This is a genomic window from Mesorhizobium huakuii, assembly GCF_014189455.1.
Taxonomy (GTDB): Bacteria; Pseudomonadota; Alphaproteobacteria; order Rhizobiales; family Rhizobiaceae; genus Mesorhizobium; species Mesorhizobium huakuii_A.
In genome coordinates this window covers 103145-121075 of sequence record NZ_CP050299.1, presented here as the reverse complement: position 1 = coordinate 121075, position 17931 = coordinate 103145, and the positions used below count along the sequence as shown (strand labels likewise).

12 protein-coding genes and 4 pseudogenes are annotated in these 17931 nt (G+C 59.4%); 10 read left to right on the top strand and 6 right to left on the bottom strand.

What is annotated here, in order from left to right:
- The first annotated feature begins 1 nt into the window (after position 1).
- Positions 2-598, top strand: a pseudogene (gene pmtA, locus HB778_RS38375) (phospholipid N-methyltransferase PmtA).
- 674 nt (positions 599-1272) lie between these two features.
- On the opposite strand, the gene HB778_RS38370 reads toward pmtA (HB778_RS38375), so the two are convergent.
- From HB778_RS38370 to HB778_RS38360, 3 genes and pseudogenes are all read right to left on the bottom strand, one after another.
- Positions 1273-1707, bottom strand: a complete 435-nt coding sequence (locus HB778_RS38370; RefSeq protein WP_244662176.1) for a bifunctional hydroxymethylpyrimidine kinase/phosphomethylpyrimidine kinase — start codon at positions 1705-1707, stop codon at positions 1273-1275.
- Entirely contained in the window at positions 1704-1952 is a 249-nt protein-coding gene (locus HB778_RS38365; RefSeq protein WP_183465760.1) for a DUF982 domain-containing protein, read from the bottom strand. The genes HB778_RS38370 and HB778_RS38365 overlap by 4 nt, the downstream gene beginning before the upstream one ends.
- A 39-nt stretch (positions 1953-1991) precedes the next feature.
- Positions 1992-3642 (bottom strand): annotated as a pseudogene (locus HB778_RS38360) (MFS transporter).
- A gap of 532 nt (positions 3643-4174) precedes the next feature.
- Here HB778_RS38360 and HB778_RS38355 point away from each other — a divergent pair.
- From HB778_RS38355 to HB778_RS43730, 6 genes are all read left to right on the top strand, one after another.
- Complete coding sequence (locus HB778_RS38355; protein WP_183465759.1) at positions 4175-6595, top strand: bifunctional diguanylate cyclase/phosphodiesterase; 2421 nt, start codon at positions 4175-4177, stop codon at positions 6593-6595.
- A 342-nt stretch (positions 6596-6937) separates the two neighbouring features.
- Positions 6938-7884 (top strand): IS630 family transposase gene (locus HB778_RS38350; protein WP_183465598.1). Its coding sequence is split into 2 segments (ribosomal slippage): positions 6938-7277 and positions 7277-7884, totalling 948 coding nucleotides; the frame shifts between segments, so codons are not numbered across the junction.
- Between the two features lie 366 nt (positions 7885-8250).
- Entirely contained in the window at positions 8251-9879 is a 1629-nt protein-coding gene (locus tag HB778_RS38345) for a putative bifunctional diguanylate cyclase/phosphodiesterase (RefSeq protein WP_244662175.1), read from the top strand.
- 435 nt (positions 9880-10314) lie between these two features.
- The gene (gene pmtA / locus HB778_RS38340) at positions 10315-10911 is read left to right on the top strand and encodes a phospholipid N-methyltransferase PmtA (protein WP_183455309.1); all 597 of its coding nucleotides are present in this window, start codon (positions 10315-10317) and stop codon (positions 10909-10911) included.
- A 1256-nt stretch (positions 10912-12167) separates the two neighbouring features.
- Complete coding sequence (locus HB778_RS43000; RefSeq protein WP_280515989.1) at positions 12168-12980, top strand: cold-shock protein; 813 nt, start codon at positions 12168-12170, stop codon at positions 12978-12980.
- 170 nt (positions 12981-13150) lie between these two features.
- Positions 13151-13441, top strand: a complete 291-nt coding sequence (locus HB778_RS43730; protein ID WP_432421303.1) for a hypothetical protein — start codon at positions 13151-13153, stop codon at positions 13439-13441.
- Positions 13442-13508: 67 nt separating this feature from the next.
- Here HB778_RS43730 and tnpC (HB778_RS38325) read toward each other — a convergent pair.
- A pseudogene (tnpC, locus tag HB778_RS38325) lies at positions 13509-14281 on the bottom strand (IS66 family transposase); the annotation flags it as partial.
- Between the two features lie 75 nt (positions 14282-14356).
- Here tnpC (HB778_RS38325) and tnpA point away from each other — a divergent pair.
- From tnpA to tnpC (HB778_RS38310), 3 genes are read left to right on the top strand one after another with little or no spacing between them, the layout of a single operon-like run.
- On the top strand, positions 14357-14806 hold the full coding sequence (tnpA, locus tag HB778_RS38320) for an IS66-like element accessory protein TnpA (RefSeq protein WP_183455045.1): 450 nt from the start codon (positions 14357-14359) through the stop codon (positions 14804-14806).
- Positions 14787-15140 (top strand): IS66 family insertion sequence element accessory protein TnpB, encoded by a 354-nt coding sequence (tnpB, locus tag HB778_RS38315; RefSeq protein ID WP_183454978.1) that lies wholly within the window; start codon positions 14787-14789, stop codon positions 15138-15140. Before tnpA ends, tnpB (HB778_RS38315) begins: the two co-directional genes overlap by 20 nt.
- A 54-nt stretch (positions 15141-15194) precedes the next feature.
- On the top strand, positions 15195-16766 hold the full coding sequence (gene tnpC / locus HB778_RS38310; RefSeq protein WP_183454979.1) for an IS66 family transposase: 1572 nt from the start codon (positions 15195-15197) through the stop codon (positions 16764-16766).
- Between the two features lie 70 nt (positions 16767-16836).
- Here the strand turns inward: tnpC (HB778_RS38310) and HB778_RS38305 are convergent.
- Together HB778_RS38305 and tnpB (HB778_RS38300) are read right to left on the bottom strand one after the other, a co-directional pair.
- A pseudogene (locus HB778_RS38305) lies at positions 16837-17647 on the bottom strand (IS66 family transposase); the annotation flags it as partial.
- 54 nt (positions 17648-17701) lie between these two features.
- Complete coding sequence (gene tnpB, locus HB778_RS38300; RefSeq protein WP_183459725.1) at positions 17702-17896, bottom strand: IS66 family insertion sequence element accessory protein TnpB; 195 nt, start codon at positions 17894-17896, stop codon at positions 17702-17704.
- Positions 17897-17931 lie beyond the last annotated feature (35 nt).

Below are 17931 nucleotides of genomic sequence, written 5' to 3'. Positions count from 1 at the left end.
TATGGTCTTTCGATTGAAGGAGCTCCTCGCCAGGAAGTTCGAAGAAGAAGTGCAATTCTTCAAGGGCTGGCAGAAGGACAGGAAACGAGTGGGCGCGCTGATGCCAACGTCCGTTCATGCCGCGCGTCGTATGGCAAGCGTTATCAATCCGGCATCCGGATTGCCGGTTCTTGAGCTGGGCGCAGGAACTGGCGTCATCACCAAGGCAATCCTGGAAAGGGGCATCAAGCCGCATCAGCTGGTTTCGGTCGAATAATCCAAGGATTTCTATCATCGTCTCACACGACGCTTTCCAGGGGTGGATTTTCGATTGGGCGATGCGTTCGCGCTGGAGGAAGTGCTGGCCGAGCGGCGCGGGGAGCAATTCGACTGTGTGATAAGTGCGGTGCCGTTGCTGAGTTTTCCGATGGAACAGCGCATTGCATTGCTTGAGGATTTGCTTGCCCGAATTCCTCGCGGGAGACCTGTCATTCAGATCACCTACGGACCTTTGTCGCCGGTGATCAAAATGCCCGACCGCTACGTCGTGTCTCACTATGATTTCGTCGTCCGCAACATCCCGCCCGCACAGCTCTGGACTTACCGACGAGCAGTCTGAGCCGCAGCACGCGCGGAAAGTGGCGGCATTCTGCAAAATCCTGCTGAAGGACACGACGGTGATCGTCACGAAATTCGCATCGATTGCGCTTTTGTAGCCGCCTCCGCTTGCGGAGCCGGCTATGCCTTTTAGCGCACACTCATTTGCTGCGGATTTCGCCCTGCGGACAATTGACAGCGAAGCCACCGCGGCCGCGAAAATCTCGCGACGGCGCTTCGATGCCGGGACCGGCCTGCCATTTTTGAGAGGTGATCCGTGCAGGTGCCTGACGCAAACCATGCAATCCCGTCCCTGACCATATCATAGCCATCGCCCTCTTTCAGCTGCCCAGGCCTCCTGACAGCCGGATCAATGATGACGATCCCCCTGGAGAATATTCTTCTTTGAAGAGCGGACGGTCTGCGCCGTCCTATGCCTCAGCTTGTACGATGGCCTCACGGCCTTCCGTGCCACGCCAGTGAGGTTCGGTCACTCTACCGTGCAATGGCGTTCGGAAATACGACAGGCGAACCACAATAGTCATGTTTAGGCTGAAGACTTCTCAGCGGACCGTGAAAAAAGGAAACGCGAGTTCTTCCGCTCCTTCAGAGGCCCCTCGAACTCGCTTTCTTTGGAGAAGGGAGATCGCTCGTCAGACGCTCCCATGTGGTGGTCGGCAAACCGCCGCAAAACGGTCACTCGCTGTTTTCGGCTGCATGTTTCCGGAGCTTCTCGAACACGAACAGCTTGCCTTCGCGCACGCTATCTTGAAGCGATCTCGCATTGGCCAGATGCGCCGCAATCGCGCTGGCAAGCATGCAACCCGTCCCGCGCATCGATGAGATCAGGCGCGGTGTGTCGAAGCGGATTGGTTCTTGATCGAAGCGCAACAGAACATCGGTTGATCGATGTCCCGATGCGTGGCCGCCCTTGATCAGCAGGGCCTGCGGCCCGGCGGCCAGCGGCGCGTTCACCCTGGAGATCGGATACCACCTGATTTCGGGCGAAGACTTTACGCTGCTTGCGGGCGTTGCTGAAGACGTAGACCGGTGCATTCTTGTCAGCCAAAGCGGCTCTTTACATATTTTCTCGCCGCTTCGGTCAGCGTCGAACGATTTTTGACCTGTCAATCGCCGCGTAGGATATTTGCTTCGCGCGCGGCCGCGACGAAGGCTCTTCGGGCGGCGGGTGGATGAGCCTTACCCCGTAGTGCCTTCAAACAGGCGTCCATCGCTGCCCTGCGCTTCTCCGTCTGACGACCAGAAACCTGCAGCAAGATGGCGGCCGCATCATTGACATCGAATACGGCACGTTCTGGGCTGTGGCGGCCAATCTGGACCACGACTTGCCTCTTAAATCTCACCAAACCGGTCATCTCGCTGTCCCCCAAGCTCTACCAACCCAAAGCCGGCGATCACAGCCGGAAGAAAAATCGCGTCGACTGATCCCGCCTGCGGGTTGCCACGGTCGGTCGTTCAATCGAGAGCTTGGTACGAGGCGGATTTGCCATGTTCAATTCGAGCAGATGTTGGTCCAACGCTTTGTCCGCCGCCGTGAGGCGATGGTTCAGGCGCAGATAGTCCATCCAGGTCGGCGTGCGGAAGGTTTCTGTCCAAAGCGAAGGATCTTGAAGATCGCGTTGGAGATTCCAGTGCCGAGCACCTACACGGCTTTGCACTCGCCGTCGTTCCTGCATCCGGTCCAGGAAAGCTTCGACGTTCGCCTCCGGTATTGAGTACTCGATCTTGACGACGATTGGCCCGCTTCTCGGCTTCAGGTCGAGAGCGAGCTGTGGCGTTTCGAAGCCAAAAGGATCCTGATCAGAGTCTTGCCATTGACGGATAGGCATCAGGAAGCCGGTGGCCGCGACCACTACGAGCGCGCCAGCGGAAACCTCGAGGGCTAAGGTAAGCGAATAGTTCTCAGCCACTGTGCCCCACAGCCAACTGCCGGCTGCGATACCGCCCGACGAAAGGGCATAGTAGATCGAGAGCGTGCGACCAACGACCCACCTTGGGCTTGCCAATTGGACACTCACGTCAAGCCCCGTCCAGGTGACGACCCAGCCCCCTCCGCCGAGCGCCAGCGCAATAGCCGCCACCGCCACTGAAGTAGTGAGAGCAAGAGATAGACAGCACGCCGCACAGGCAATGCATGCCAGTGTTGTAAGCCGCTCCTGGGATAGCGACCGCCTCAAGACATTGTTGCAAATGCCGACGCACAAGGCGCCCGTCCCGAAGCCGGCCATCAGGATACCATAAACGATTGGTCCTCCCCCCTAGTTGATCGCGGGCAACGAGAGGCAGCAGCGCGAGTATGGAGATGCTGGTCAGGCCAAAAAGCGCTCCACGCGCGATTGCCGCCTTGATCTCCGCCGACAGGGCCGTGAAGCGCGCTCCGTCATGGATGGCGGTGGTCAAAGGCTCGCGCGGGAGAGGTGAGGTGCGAACATCCCATTTGCGGCGCCCTAGGGTCCACAGCAGCGCTACATAGGTCAGTGTCGCCACAGCGAAAGCTGTCAGAGGTCCAAAGGAGGCAACGACGATGCCACCGAGCGCCGGGCCGACGCTTCGAATGGCGTTGTATCCAACCGAGATGAGCGTGACCGCGGCTGGGACTTCGCGTTTTCGTAAGATATCGCCCACCGACGCGTGCCAAGCAGGATCGGTGAAAGCGGCACCCGCTCCGGCCAAACAGCTGAATGCGAGAACCATCCATGGAATGAAAATCCCGAGGGCCGCAAGAACAGTCAGCATCGCCGAGGATAACGCTATCATGCACCAGCCAGCGAACATGAGATTGCGGCGGCTGTAATTGTCCGCCAGGGCCCCGGCGATGATCGACAGGACGAATATGGGGAGTGTCGTCGAAGCCTGAACCAAGGCGACCATCACGTCCGAAGTCGAGATGGTCGCCATCAGCCAACTGATGGCGACAGTTTGAATTAGCCAGCCAAGGCTGGCGACCTGGGTGCCAAGCCAGATCGATCGAAAGGTCGCATTCTCGAGCGGCGCAAATGTCGCCGACGAAGCTGGACTCGCATCTGCGCGCGGCACCCTGCTCATTGGGTTGAGCCCTCCCTCGGTCTATCGGTCGTTTTAGAGGTGCCCTCCCGGCGCACGTGCCCATGGAGGAATGGCACCATGAGCGCATTTTGTCGGGGCAGCGCAAGATATTTCTTTACCGCTGGCACTCTGGCGCAAGCGATTACTTCATCTGGAATTGCCACCAACGCGCTTTCATGATTGCTGGGTCTATGTCACGTCCTCGCGAAAAGAATTTCCCGGACTACGCATACCTGCCTGGCAAACATCCACATCCGGTTCGCGACCCCTTGGGTCACAGTTATCAAAGCGACCCGGTGACCGTTGTTGCGGTCGAGGAATTACTCGTGAGTCTTGGCCCTAAGCCTACAATCAGGCGTTCCCATATATGGCGCGACCGGCCCGCCCCATTCTGCAGCGAGCCAGGGCCATAGGGTTCTTTCACGACCTTCGGTAACGATGATCAAAGCGGATTTTCCGCTTAAGCGCTTTATTCAAGTTTTGGCCGTAGATTTCTCCCCAAGCGGGTGATCGTCCTGCGTGGGGGAAGAGCATGTTGAAAGTCTACACTTGCATTGCGACGCAGCATGATCTGCGTCTGGTCGCGCTAGCGGCCTTGATCTGCGCCCTGGCCTCCTTCACGGCCGTGAACCTCCTCCACCATGTCGGGCGCAGTGAAAGCGAAATGCGACGGATCTGGCTAGCCGTCGCCGCGGTCGCCACCGGCTTCGGCATCTGGGCGACGCATTTCATAGCCATGTTGGCCTTCCAGCCCGCCGTACCGAGCGGCTACAACATCGCTTTGACGATCATGTCGTTGCTGGCCGCGATCGCTTTGACCGGGACGGGTCTCACGATCAGTACCTCGCCACGCGTTCCACATGGACGCTGGATCGGCGGTGCGATCGTGGGAGGCGGCATCGCGGTGATGCACTACACTGGCATGGCCGCATTCGAGATCGCGGGCCGCGTCGTCTGGGATGTGCCGCTCGTCGCCGCCTCAATCATTCTTGGTGGGCTGTTCGGCGCGGCCGCATTGCCGGTTGCCCTTCACGCCAACACGGTCAAGTGGAAGGCGCTCGGCGCCCTCGTGCTGACGGTAGCGATTTGCAGCCACCATTTCACGGCGATGGGCGCGGCCGCAATCATGCCAGACCCGCGCATTGTCATTTCCGCAACGGCGTTGCCCGCGGACTGGATGGCCGCTGGCGTAGCCCTCGTTTCGATCGTCATCATCCTTTTGGCCATCATCGGCCTCGCCCTCGATGTGCGCGATCTCCGTCGCGCCGGCGAAGCAGCGCGCATGCAGGAGCTGGCCGACGCGGCCGTCGAGGGGCTGATCGTGTGCAACGAAACCGAGATCGTGGCAGCCAATCGCAGTTTCGCCGCGCTTGCCTGCGTCGACGGCTCTCAGCCGGCCGGCCGCCCGCTCGCGTCCTTCTTTCCCACGGTCTCCCAAGGCGAGCTCTCGGGCACTACGCAAACGCCGCTGGAGGTGGGACTATGCGCGACGGACGGCAGCACGGTCCCGGTTGAGCTGATCCGGCACAGCATCCTCTATGCCGGCAAGCAACACCAGGTTCTTGCCGTGCGCGATATCCGCGGGCGCAAGCGGGCGGAGGAAGAGATTCATTTCCTTGCCCACCACGATCCCTTGACCAAGCTTCCAAACCGCACGAGCTTTAACGAAAAGCTGGAGGCCGAGTTTACGACGCATCGCGGCGCTGAGCGGTGCCTTGCCGTCCTCTTCCTCGACCTCGACCGCTTCAAGGAGATCAACGACCTCTTCGGCCATCTCGTCGGAGACGCCGTGCTGCAGTGTGTGGCCGAGAAGATCAGGGGCGTCCTTAAGCCAGGGCAGATGGTTGCGCGCTTGGGCGGCGACGAGTTCGCTGTGATTGTTCCCGGTCTGCCGAGCGCGGGCTATGCGACGCGCACTGCTGAAGCCATCCTGGACGCACTCAACGACACAGGCGCTAACCTGCCCGCCGGTGTCACCATCGGCACCAGCATAGGCATCGCTGTATTCCCGAACGATGCACCCGATCGGGAGACCCTTCTGAGCCATGCCGACGCTGCGCTTTATGAGGCCAAGATGCAGGGCCGTGGCCTTTATTGCGTTTTCGAGCCGTCCATGGGTGAGCACCTGCGCGATCGCCGCCAGTTCGAGCACGACATCCGTCACGCGATCTCGCGCAAGGAACTCCGCCTCGTCTATCAACCGCAGGCGGAACTCCTGTCCAACAAGGTCTTCGGTTTCGAAGCGCTGCTCCGGTGGGATCATCCGGAACGCGGCGCCGTTCCGCCGGCCGTGTTCATCCCGATCGCGGAAGAGTGTGGCGCCATTCTGAAGATCGGTGAATGGGTGCTGCGGACCGCCTGCGCCGAAGCGGCAAGCTGGCAACAACCGCTAGCAATCAGCGTCAACGTTTCGGCCATGCAACTCCACGGCGGGAATTTGCCCGAGCTGGTCGGGGCAGTGCTGAAAGAAACCGGTCTCGATCCGTTCCGCCTCGAGCTGGAGATTACCGAAACTTGCCTGATCAAGGATATCGGGCGGGCGCTCTCTGCCCTGCGTCAGCTCAAAAGCCTTGGGGTTCAAATCGCCATGGATGATTTTGGCACCGGATACTCGTCGCTATCGAATCTGCGGGCATTCCCGTTTGATAAGATCAAAGTCGACCAGTCTCTAGTCCGGGCGGTGGATACCAGTGATGAGGCGGCTGCCGTAATGCGTGCGGTCTTTGGCCTCGCTCGGGGCCTCAAGCTCCCGGTCCTGGCAGAGGGCGTCGAAACGGACGCGGAGCTGACCTTCCTGCGGCAAGAAGCCTGCGATGCGATCCAGGGTTACCTACTTGGCCGACCCTGCCCGATTTCCGACTTCGCTCAGCATACGAGCGGCAAAGGCCTGACGCCCGCTTCCCGACGGCTGAGCAACCACGAACTGCGCGTGGTCAAGAACAGCGCGGCCTAGTGCGGAAGCGGGTCGCACGTTCGTGGTAATACTCGCGAGCGTTCGTAGATGGTGCAGTGTTACGCAGGTCAACCGCTATGCCGAGATGGCGGCGCAATACGGCAGCGAGGTCCTAAGGGAGCATCGCGTTTCGCTATCTTCGAATTAGGGAGCCCTTGGCTTCCCAACTGAGCTGTCCAAATTTTGCGGTTGAAATTTACTTTTTTCCGAATTGTTCTGTGCTAGGGAACAAACACGCAGCTACTACTCTAGAGCATTTTCCGTGAACGCCGAGTCACATTTGGGATTCACGCGGTGGCGGAAGTCTGTTTCATTTTCCCTGTGATTTGCAGGGAGATGACGATGACACGCAGCTTGAGTGCGGACCTTCGCGGTCGGGTGATTTTGGCTATATCGGAGGGTGTTTCGACGCGGGAGGCAGCACGCCGGTTCCGGATCGGGATTGCTACGGCGGGGAACTGGTATCGCCGCTATCGCGAGACGGGTGAGATGGCGGCACGCAAGCAGGGCCAACCGTCGCGCTCGAAGCTTGATCCTCACGAAGCCTTCATCCTCGGCCTGATCGAGGAGACGCCCGACATCACTCTGGCGGAGATTGCCGAGAGGCTGGCGGCCGGGCATGGCGTGCGCGTGGTTCCTTCGACGATCTGGATGTTTCTCGACAGGCGCTGCGTCACGTTTAAAAAAAGACGGCGCATGCCAGCGAACAACAGCGCCCCGACGTCAAGGCGCGCCGTTGCGCCTGGTTCGACGGCCAGCTCGATCTCGACCCCGAGAAGCTGATCTTCATTGATGAGACTGCGGCCTCCACCAAGATGGCGCGGCTGCGCGGGCGGGCCAAATGTGGCGAACGCTGCCGTGCGCCGGTTCCTCATGGTCATTGGAAGACCACGACCTTCACCGCTGGACTGCGGCTGAACGGCCTGACCGCACCGATGCTGCTCGACGGGCCGATGAACGGCGCCGCCTTCCTGGCCTATGCCGAACAGGTGCTCGCGCCTGAACTTTCTCCCGGCGACATCGTCGTCATGGACAACCTGCCGGCTCACAAGATCACCGGCGTTCGCGAGGCCATCCAAAGGACCGGCGCACGGCTTCTGTTGCTGCCGCCATATTCGCCCGACTTCAATCCCATCGAGATGGCGTTCTCGAAGCTCAAAGCCCTACTCAGAAAAGCAGCCGCCCGCTCCATCGATCAACTCTGGTCCGTCATCGCCGACTGCCTCGACGCCTTCAAACCGGCCGAATGCCGAAACTACTTCGAGGCAGCCGGGTATGACCCGGAGTAAGTCGAATCTGCTCTAGGGCGGGGGAGTGAAAGAGTGAGGCAGCGTCTCTCTGCCGCAAGGTTCGGTGACCTTCTGGCGGGAGACCTGCGAGTTTTTGGCGGGCCCTCGACAATCGAACCCCTTGCCAGCCGAATCAGGGCGGAGCAGGTCAGTCTCGTTCTTCGCAACACGCCTCTTGGCATGGTTGCGAACATACTCAATGCGGCCACTTTTGTTATGGCGCTTTGGGGCTCGCCCGACCAAACGAATGCCGTCCTCTGGGCGAGTGTTATCATCGTAGCCTCAGCTGTCGTAGGCTTAAGAGCGAGATCATCGTTTCAGTCAGTCAAACCAAGGTCAGTGTCTCGCCGGACAACGCAAAACCTGGTGCGCAACGCCTTCTTGTTCGGCACTTGGTGGGGAGCACTTCCCGTTCTGTTCTTCAGCGGGGCAACAAGCGCAGCCCAGGTCGTCATTACCTGCCTGAGTGCGGGGATGATCGCAGGCGGTGCCGCTTCTTTTTCCACAATTCCTATTGCGGCCGTCGCGTATACGCTACCGATCTTCGTCGGTTCGGCGGTGGCGATTGTGTGGGTGGGAGACGCCGTCAATCTGCCCGTCGCAATCCTGATAGTAAGCTACGCCATCACGCTATTTCGTGCAGTGCTTGCTCACGCGTTCGAATTTACCCAACGCTTCATTCTGCAAGCGGAAAGCGAAAATGCCATTCGCAGGGACATTCTAACGAGTTTGCCAAACCGGTTCAGCTTCAATGAGCGGCTGGACAGCGCGTTGGTGGACGCAAGGCAGTTTGACCAGCACTTTGCGCTACTTTTGTTCGATCTTAACAATTTCGACGAGGTGAACGATCGTTTTGGCCGAGCAATAGCGGATGTCCTTTTGGTCGAAGTGGCTGCGAGACTTCGGAAATCGACACGGGAGAGCGACGGCATTGCGAGATTGGAGGGCGACGAATTTGCAATAATCGCTACGCGCGATATCAGGCCAGATCAAATCGGGTCTTTAGCCAAACAGATCATAGATGCCGTGCGCGCGCCTTTCTTGATCGAAGGGCGCGAAATATATTGCAGGGCCTCTATTGGTATCGCTTTGGCGCCCACGGACGGTTTGGATGCCAACCAACTCTTGCGGTGCGTCGACACCGCGCTGTACAGGGCTAAGACGCTGGGGGCGGGCTCCATCCAGTTTTTCAGCGGAAGCGACGATGAAGCTGCTGCAAGGCGCCATGCCCTTGAACGCGATCTGGCATCTGCGCTGGCCAATGGCCAGCTTTCGCTCGCATTTCAACCCTTTCTCGACCTCAGCAGCGATCGCATCCGAGGTTTTGAAGCGCTTCTGCGGTGGCACCATCCGACCCTTGGCGCGATCCCACCGTCGGAGTTCATATCTATCGCTGAAGAAACGGGTTTGATTCACTCCATCGGACACTGGGTCGTCAAAACGGCTTGTTTGGCGGCTGCCCGTTGGCCGCACGACTTGCGGGTCTCCGTCAACTTGTCGGTAGTACAGCTTAAGAATAAAGCCTTACTGGATGGAATTGTGGTGGCCTTGGCTGAAGCCGGTTTGGAGCCCCGAAGACTGGAGGTCGAGATCACAGAAACTGTGCTGATTTCGAATTTTGAAGAAACGATTTCATTATTACAATCGTTAGGTTCTCTATCCGTAACAGTTGCTCTTGACGATTTTGGCACCGGCTATTCATCACTCACTTATCTTCGTAAATTGCCTCTTTCGCGGCTCAAGATCGACCGATCTTTCGTCCAGGATATGCTCACCGATGCGGACTGCGCCGCGATTGTAAGATCATTGGTTGAGTTGGCGCATGAGCTTCGAATTGAGGTAACGGCCGAAGGCGTAGAAACTCCCGAACAGCTCGACTATCTGCGCCGCGTCAGATGCGATGAAGCTCAAGGCTATTTAATCGGGAAACCTGTCGGGATCGGCGACATTCCTGGCATTGCTGCGAAGCAGTTTGGTCAGGAGCTAGGTGTTTGAATAGCAGAACCGGCACTTTGGGGGCGATGGTCTGGTTGTCTCGTATTCCGACGGTGACGGCCGCCTTCCTGGGGTATGCTGAAGGCTGCAAGTCCTAGTGCAAGCACTGGGAGTAGCCCTGTGACGAAGCATCTGATCGAGGTGATCACGTCGGTCGAGCAGCGCCGAAGCTGGTCTCGGGAGGAGAGGGGGGCGGCTGGTCGCAGCAACGTTGAGGCCGGGGCCAGTGTTTGGTCGCGCGATCGACCGGCATTCATATGAGCCAGCTTTTGCGGAGAGGGCAGAGCCGCGGAGTCTATGCCAACAGGCAGCTCATTAGAGAAATTGCCGCTCTCAGGAGAGGGAATCCCTCGTACCCGGGCTTGAAAATGCCGCAACGCTTGTACAAACGTGCGTCGTCACGACCCAGACAAATAGTGGTAGCAGGGAGTGGATATGGTCTTTCGATTGAAGGAGCGGCTCGGCAGGAAGTTTGAAGAGGAAGTGCAATTCTTCAAGGGCTGGCAGAAGGACAAGAAACGAGTGGGCGCGCTCATGCCAACGTCCGTGCATGCCGCGCGCCGTATGGCAAGCGTAATTAACCCAGCATCCGGATTGCCGGTTCTGGAACTTGGTGCCGGAACTGGCGTCATCACCAAGGCTATCCTGGAAAGGGGCATCAAGCCGCATCAGCTGATTTCGGTCGAATATTCGAAAGATTTCTATCATCGCTTGACGCGAGGCTTTCCAGGCGTGGACTTTCGATTGGGCGATGCGTTCGCGCTGGGGGAAGTGCTTGCCGAGCGGAGCGGGGAGCAATTCGACTGTGTCATAAGTGCGGTGCCGATGTTGAGCTTTCCGATGGAACAGCGCATTGCCTTGCTCGAGGATTTGCTAGCCCGCATTCCTGCTGGCAGACCTGTGATTCAGATCACCTACGGACCTTTGTCCCCGGTGATCAAAATGCCCGACCGCTACGTCGTGTCTCACTATGATTTCGTGGTCCGCAATATCCCGCCCGCACAGCTCTGGACATATCGACGAGCAGTCTGACGGCGCCCGACGCGCGGGAGACCGCGGGCCTTCGCAAAATCATGCCGAAGGACAGGACGGTGGTCGTCATAGCTTCGCATCAAGGGCGCCTTTGTCACTGCCACCTGTTTTGAGGAGGCCCTATGCCCTTTAGCGGGGAGGTGCTCACTCCCGAAGAAATCGCGCTCCTCGGGCGCGTATTTGATCAAACTGGCGTTTCGAACGAAACCGAGGCGGATCGCGAGCAGCATGCATCCGAAATCATCTATCACTAGGGGGTTCGGCGTCACGGATCAGGGGAGCTCGACAAGCTCGCTCGCAAGACGGTGGTCGCCGCACTACGCTTTCGGCATCGCTGCCAAACTCGGCAACCTCAGCCGATGTCTCTTATAGAGCATGCACAGTTCGGTCGCATTGAGTCTCCGGGAGGTCCTCATCGGCTGCGCTTCGCCCTGCGGGCGACAGACAGCCACCCCGGCCGCGAAAATCCCGCGACGGTGCCCGGACCGGCCCCCATTTTTGGGAGGTGATCCGCGCAGGTACCTGGCGGAAACAATGCGATTCCGTTCCTGACCATATCATAGCCATCGCCCTCTTTCAGCCGTCCGAGCCTTCCGACAGCCGGATCAAAGATGACAATCCCCTGGCGAATATTCTTGCTTGAAGAGCGTGACGGTCTACGCCGTCTTGCCATGCTTGGCATGGCATTCTGCCATTCCCTGCCCGCGCTCGCGGCGAAGCGCCGTCACTCTACCGTGCGATGGCCTTGGGAAATACGACAGGCGAACCACAATAGTCGTGTTTGAAGACTTTCCGCGGACCGCGAAAAAAGGAAACGGGAGCCCTTCCGGTTCTTGCAAAGCGCTTGAACTCGCTTTCGTTGGCGAAGGGAGGTCGCCAGCCCAGCCGTTGCGAGTGATCGGCAAACCACTGCAAAACGGTCATTCGCTGTCATATGGCTGCTTCGGGAGCTTCTCGAATACAAACAGCTTGGCTTCGCGCATGGCGCAACGCCCCGGCAACCTCTCCGAATTTGAAGGCCCTGCCAGTTCGCCCGCGCCGCCATCATCGCACGCGCACTCCAGCACAGCCTATGCGAGTCAATAAATCGACTCGCCGGCACTATTGTTTCAGGTGAAATGAATCTAGTTTCAAAGGGTTCGACCGATAGGCTGGGCACAGCTGCGGCCATCACGGCCATTTGACATAAACGCGTCGCCCGATTGAGATTGTCTTGACGGTAGAGTAGTTCGCCATCCATGCCAGTCGAGATGATCATGGGCAATTATCGAGACCATCGCGAGCCACGCGGGCACCGCCATGATGATGACCCCGTTTCCTTTTCGGAACGGACCTCCGAGCCAAGCTACTTTCAGCGCCCGGCGACCGTGACCGTCCACCCCGTCGACGCCGAGGTATTGTGGTTCACAGTCAGCAAGGGTTTTGGCTTCGTCAAACTGTCGGACGGCACGGAGGCCTATCTGCACGTCCGAGTGTTGGAGGCGGCCGGAAGCCGAGATGTTGCCGAGGGCACGCTTCTGAAGGTCACGGTCGAAAAAAGTCCAAAAGGTCATCAAGTCGCGCAGGTGCTGGAGATCGGCGATGAGATCGCGAACACTCCGTCACATACGCGCGTCGCCGGAGGGACCATGGTCGAGACGGGTGCGCAGCTAGAGAGCGGGGGCACGGTCAAGTGGTACAAACCCGAAAAGGGTTTCGGCTTCCAAGCCCCTGACAACGGTGAGAAGGACGTCTTCGTTCATGCCAGCACCCTGACCCGCTCAGGGCTCAGCGTGCTGGTGGAGGGACAAAAGGTGTTTGTCGAATGCGGGCAAGGCAAGAAAGGCTTGGAAGTCCGGAGCATTCGCCCTAGACTGCGCATTGCCACGGCCCGTACGAAGATATTGCAATACACAATTTACGGGTTGGTCTCGACGCCAGACGCCCGCGAGCTGGTCGCAAAATCGCTCGAGGATGTGTCGCGCTGTGTTTCCAGATGTCCGCGGGCACCAATCTGCCTGTTGCCGATCCGAGAGACTGAGCTTCCGCGATCGCGCGCAGTGTCGCGACGGGATTGTCGTGGGCCCTGACCCATTTCGAGCACGTCGAGCGGTTATTGCTCTCGGTCGCCGGCAAGACGGTGCTTACGCGGAGGCGCGCCTGTTGTTGACTATAAAAAAGGCCGGGTAGGCGGCTGGTGTGTGGATAATCAGCGTTGGCGTCTTGCCGATTGCGCCAGCCGGCGCGCACTCTCGCAGCCATGGTGGCGGAGCATGTTGAATTGGCCCTGTTTGAGCAGTCACTCGGGAATATCGAGGGCCTCAATCGACCCTTCTGTGATCGTGTGGCTGACGCCGCAGAAAAAACCGCAGGGTCGGTTCTGTTCGATGTTCGCGTCGACGGCGATACCTGGGTCCAGCGGATGGCTGCGATTGGCTATGGCGAAACCGGCACGGCGATAATAGTGATGGAGAAGAACGGACACCTTAGATGCGCATCCATAAACGGAGACACCGCACTTCTGGTAGCAGAATTGGCCGCCTGGAAGTAAGCGCTCATTTCCATGCGCGTTGACGCGGCCCGTTTGACCGGGGTCGTTGTCGGCCAGTTGCATCGGATCAAGTAGCGGCGGTTTTGGCGAAGTTGAATGGCAAGAGATCGGTGATGTCGGCATTGTCCGCGCGCTGCGGCAATTCCGTGAGGACGTGGCGCAAATAGGCCAAGGGCTCGATGCCGCATGCTCGGCATGTCAGCATGAGGCTGTAGACGACGGCACTGGCCCTGGCTCCGTCCACAGTGTCGCTGAACAGCCAACTCTTTCTTCCAGTGGCAAAAATCCTGATGTCGCGCTCAAGCAGGTTGTTGTCGATCGGCATCCTGCCGTCTTCGGTGTAGCGCGTCAGGTACTCCCACTGGTTCAGGGTGTAGGACACGGCGTCGCCGATCTTGCTGTCGGGCAGGACCTTCGGGGCTATGTCGTCGAGCCATGCCTTGAGAGCGTTCATGATGGGGACGCTGTGTTGCTGGCGGAAACGGCGGATGCATTGATGTCGCGTTTCGCCCTTGTCCGGCTTTTCGTTGCGCGTCTGGCTTTCAATCCGGTAGAGCTGTTCGAAGAACTTCAGCGCCTGCTCCGGCGGGCCGCCGCCTTTCTTTCTGGTCTTCAGTGCATCGACGAAGCGACGTCTGGCATGGGCCATGCACCCCAGATGGGTCGCTCCTGCCAGCGTGCGCCAGGCGGTATAGCCATCGCTCATCAGGATGCCGCGGTAATCACCGAGGAAGGCCTGCGGATAGATCTGGCGCGGCCGGGCTGATAGTCGAGCAGCACGATCGGTTCGTCGCTGTCCTCTCCACTCCGATACGCCCACATGAAGGATGTGCTGAAAGCGCGAATTTCTCTGCACCTTTTTCCATTGAGCGTGTTTTGGCATGAAGTGTCCACTTTGGAGGTGGACACCACGTGATTGAGGACGATGAACAGAAACTGCTGGTGAGGCGAATTTTGCGTAACGGCCGCCGGCGGTACGACGCGGCGTCAAAAGAGCGGCTCGTTGCGGCCTGCCTTGAGCCTGGCGTGTCGGTATCGGGACTTGCGCTTGAACATGGGATCAATGCCAACCTTCTTAGGAAGTGGATAAAGACGACCAAAGACGCCGTTGCTTTGCCGCCACCTGCGCCGTCGGCGTTCATTCCAGTTCAAGTCAGCGCCGCGGAGTACAGCCTGCCTATGCAGGGCAATTCGGTAGAGAGGCCTGCCACGCGTGGTGAAGAGCGGCTGTCGAAGTCGTCGCCACTCCCAGCCAAGGTGAGCGCGTCTTTGCCGAACGGCGTGAAGTTGACGCTGGAATGCGGTGATGTGGATGCATTGACGGCGATCATCGGAGCACTGGGTCATGTTCAGACTGGGCGCTGACCTGACAGTCTACCTGCATCGCGAACCGATCGACTTCCGCGCCGGCATCAACAGCCTTGCGGTCCTGGTTCAGGAGGTGATGGAGCTCGACCCGTTTGCGCCTGCGGTCTTTGCCTTTTGCAATCGCCGTCGCGACCGGATGAAACTCTTGTTCTTTGACCGGTCCGGCTTCGTGCTGGTTCTAAAGCGGCTGACCGAGGACAAGTTCCGGTGGCCGCGCCGGGAGACGGCGGTGGTTACGCTGACGACCGAGCAGCTCCATTGGATTCTCGACGGCATCGACATCGACGCAATGGTGCGCCATCCGGTGCGGCAATATCAGGTTGCGGGCTGACGGCTCCCGAATTGTGCGGTTGACGCGTCGGTGCGGTTCAGATTCAAAACTACGATGAATCGACCTGGCGAACCGACTGTTGAGGAGTTGATGGCGCGCATTGCTGCGCTGCAGGCGCAGAACCGCCAGCTCGCAGAACGCGTGGCCAAGCTCGAGGAAGAGTTGGCGCTAGCGCGGCTGCATCGTTTTGCGCCGAAGAGCGAAAAGCACGTTGATCGCCTCTTCAATGAAGCCGAACAGATTGCCGATGAAGACGACGCCGGCAGCGAAGATGGCAATGTCGTCGACCTGCCGGACACCGGCTTTCCGTCCACCGAAAAGCCGGAGGGAAAGAAGCGTGGCCGCAAGCCTCTGCCGGAACACCTGCCGCGCGAGCGCGTCGAGTATGACCTTGCCGACGGTCAGAAGGCCTGTCCTTGCTGCCGCCACCAGATGCATCGCATGGGTGAGGCCGTCACCGAGCAGCTCCATATCGAGGTGAAGGCGAAGGTCCTGCAGAATGTGCGGTTCAAGTATGCATGCCGCCATTGCGACCGGACCGGCATCAATACGCCTGTTGTCATTGCCCCGATGCCCGCGCAGCCCTTGCCGGGCAGCATCGCCACGGCCTCGACGCTGGCCTTTGCGCTCGTCCACAAATATGTCGATGGCACGCCGCTCTACCGTCTGGCCCAGGCCTTCGAGCGTGCCGGCGTTCCCGTCAGCCGCGGCGCTCTGGGCCATTGGGTGATCGGATCGAGCGAGAGGCATCTCTCCCGCATCTATGATGCCCTGAAGCTACGGCTTCGGTCACAACCGCTCATCCATGGTGACGAGACGACGGTCCAGGTCCTGAAGGAAAAGGACAGGGAAGCCACCAGCACATCCTTCATGTGGGCGTATCGGAGTGGAGAGGACAGCGACGAACCGATCGTGCTGCTCGACTATCAGCCCGGCCGCGGCCAGATCTATCCGCAGGCCTTCCTCGGTGATTACCGCGGCATCCTGATGAGCGATGGCTATACCGCCTGGCGCACGCTGGCAGGAGCGACCCATCTGGGGTGCATGGCCCATTCCAGACGTCGCTTCGTCGATGCACTGAAGACCAGAAAGAAAGGCGGCGGCCCGCCGGAGCAGGCGCTGAAGTTCTTCGAAAAGCTCTACCGGATTGAAAGCCAGACGCGCAACGAAAAGCCGGACAAGGGCGAAACGCGACATCAATGCATCCGCCGTTTCCGCCAGCAACACAGCGTCCCCATCATGAACGCTCTCAAGGCATGGCTCGACGACATAGCCCCGAAGGTCCTGCCCGACAGCAAGATCGGCGACGCCGTGTCCTACACCCTGAACCAGTGGGAGTACCTGACGCGCTACACCGAAGACGGCAGGATGCCGATCGACAACAACCTGCTTGAGCGCGACATCAGGATTTTTGCCACTGGAAGAAAGAGTTGGCTGTTCAGCGACACTGTGGACGGAGCCAGGGCCAGTGCCGTCGTCTACAGCCTCATGCTGACATGCCGAGCATGCGGCATCGAGCCCTTGGCCTATTTGCGCCACGTCCTCACGGAATTGCCGCAGCGCGCGGACAATGCCGACATCACCGATCTCTTGCCATTCAACTTCGCCAAAACCGCCGCTACTTGATCCGATGCAACTGGCCGACAACGACCCCGGTCAAACGGGCCGCGTCAACGCGCATGGAAATGAGCGCTTACGATGTGCTGGTGGCTTCCCTGTCCTTTTCCTTCAGGACCTGGACCGTCGTCTCGTCACCATGGATGAGCGGTTGTGACCGAAGCCGTAGCTTCAGGGCATCATAGATGCGGGAGAGATGCCTCTCGCTCGATCCGATCACCCAATGGCCCAGAGCGCCGCGGCTGACGGGAACGCCGGCACGCTCGAAGGCCTGGGCCAGACGGTAGAGCGGCGTCATCGACATATTTGTGGACGAGCGCAAAGGCCAGCGTCGAGGCCGTGGCGATGCTGCCCGGCAAGGGCTGCGCGGGCATCGGGGCAATGACAACAGGCGTATTGATGCCGGTCCGGTCGCAATGGCGGCATGCATACTTGAACCGCACATTCTGCAGGACCTTCGCCTTCACCTCGATATGGAGCTGCTCGGTGACGGCCTCACCCATGCGATGCATCTGGTGGCGGCAGCAAGGACAGGCCTTCTGACCGTCGGCAAGGTCATACTCGACGCGCTCGCGCGGCAGGTGTTCCGGCAGAGGCTTGCGGCCACGCTTCTTTCCCTCCGGCTTTTCGGTGGACGGAAAGCCGGTGTCCGGCAGGTCGACGACATTGCCATCTTCGCTGCCGGCGTCGTCTTCATCGGCAATCTGTTCGGCTTCATTGAAGAGGCGATCAACGTGCTTTTCGCTCTTCGGCGCAAAACGATGCAGCCGCGCTAGCGCCAACTCTTCCTCGAGCTTGGCCACGCGTTCTGCGAGCTGGCGGTTCTGCGCCTGCAGCGCAGCAATGCGCGCCATCAACTCCTCAACAGTCGGTTCACCAGGTCGATTCATCGTAGTTTTGAATCTGAACCGCACCGACGCGTCAACCGCACAATTCGGGAGCCGTCAGCCCGCAACCTGATATTGCCGCACCGGATGGCGCACCATTGCGTCGATGTCGATGCCGTCGAGAATCCAATGGAGCTGCTCGGTCGTCAGCGTAACCACCGCCGTCTCCCGGCGCGGCCACCGGAACTTGTCCTCGGTCAGCCGCTTTAGAACCAGCACGAAGCCGGACCGGTCAAAGAACAAGAGTTTCATCCGGTCGCGCCAGCGCGTTTCATAATGCTTCCCTC

What these genes read in the sequence shown, in the direction of transcription:
- HB778_RS38365 (WP_183465760.1), bottom strand. Translation starts at nt 1,952, where the DNA reads ATGACCGGTTTGGTGAGATTTAAGAGGCAAGTCGTGGTCCAGATTGGC.
- tnpC (WP_183454979.1), top strand. Translation starts at nt 15,195, where the DNA reads ATGAATCGACCTGGCGAACCGACTGTTGAGGAGTTGATGGCGCGCATT.
- HB778_RS43730 (WP_432421303.1), top strand. Translation starts at nt 13,151, where the DNA reads ATGGTGGCGGAGCATGTTGAATTGGCCCTGTTTGAGCAGTCACTCGGG.
- HB778_RS43000 (WP_280515989.1), top strand. Translation starts at nt 12,168, where the DNA reads ATGGGCAATTATCGAGACCATCGCGAGCCACGCGGGCACCGCCATGAT.
- HB778_RS38355 (WP_183465759.1), top strand. Translation starts at nt 4,175, where the DNA reads ATGTTGAAAGTCTACACTTGCATTGCGACGCAGCATGATCTGCGTCTG.
- pmtA (WP_183455309.1), top strand. Translation starts at nt 10,315, where the DNA reads ATGGTCTTTCGATTGAAGGAGCGGCTCGGCAGGAAGTTTGAAGAGGAA.
- tnpB (WP_183454978.1), top strand. Translation starts at nt 14,787, where the DNA reads ATGTTCAGACTGGGCGCTGACCTGACAGTCTACCTGCATCGCGAACCG.
- tnpB (WP_183459725.1), bottom strand. Translation starts at nt 17,896, where the DNA reads ATGAAACTCTTGTTCTTTGACCGGTCCGGCTTCGTGCTGGTTCTAAAG.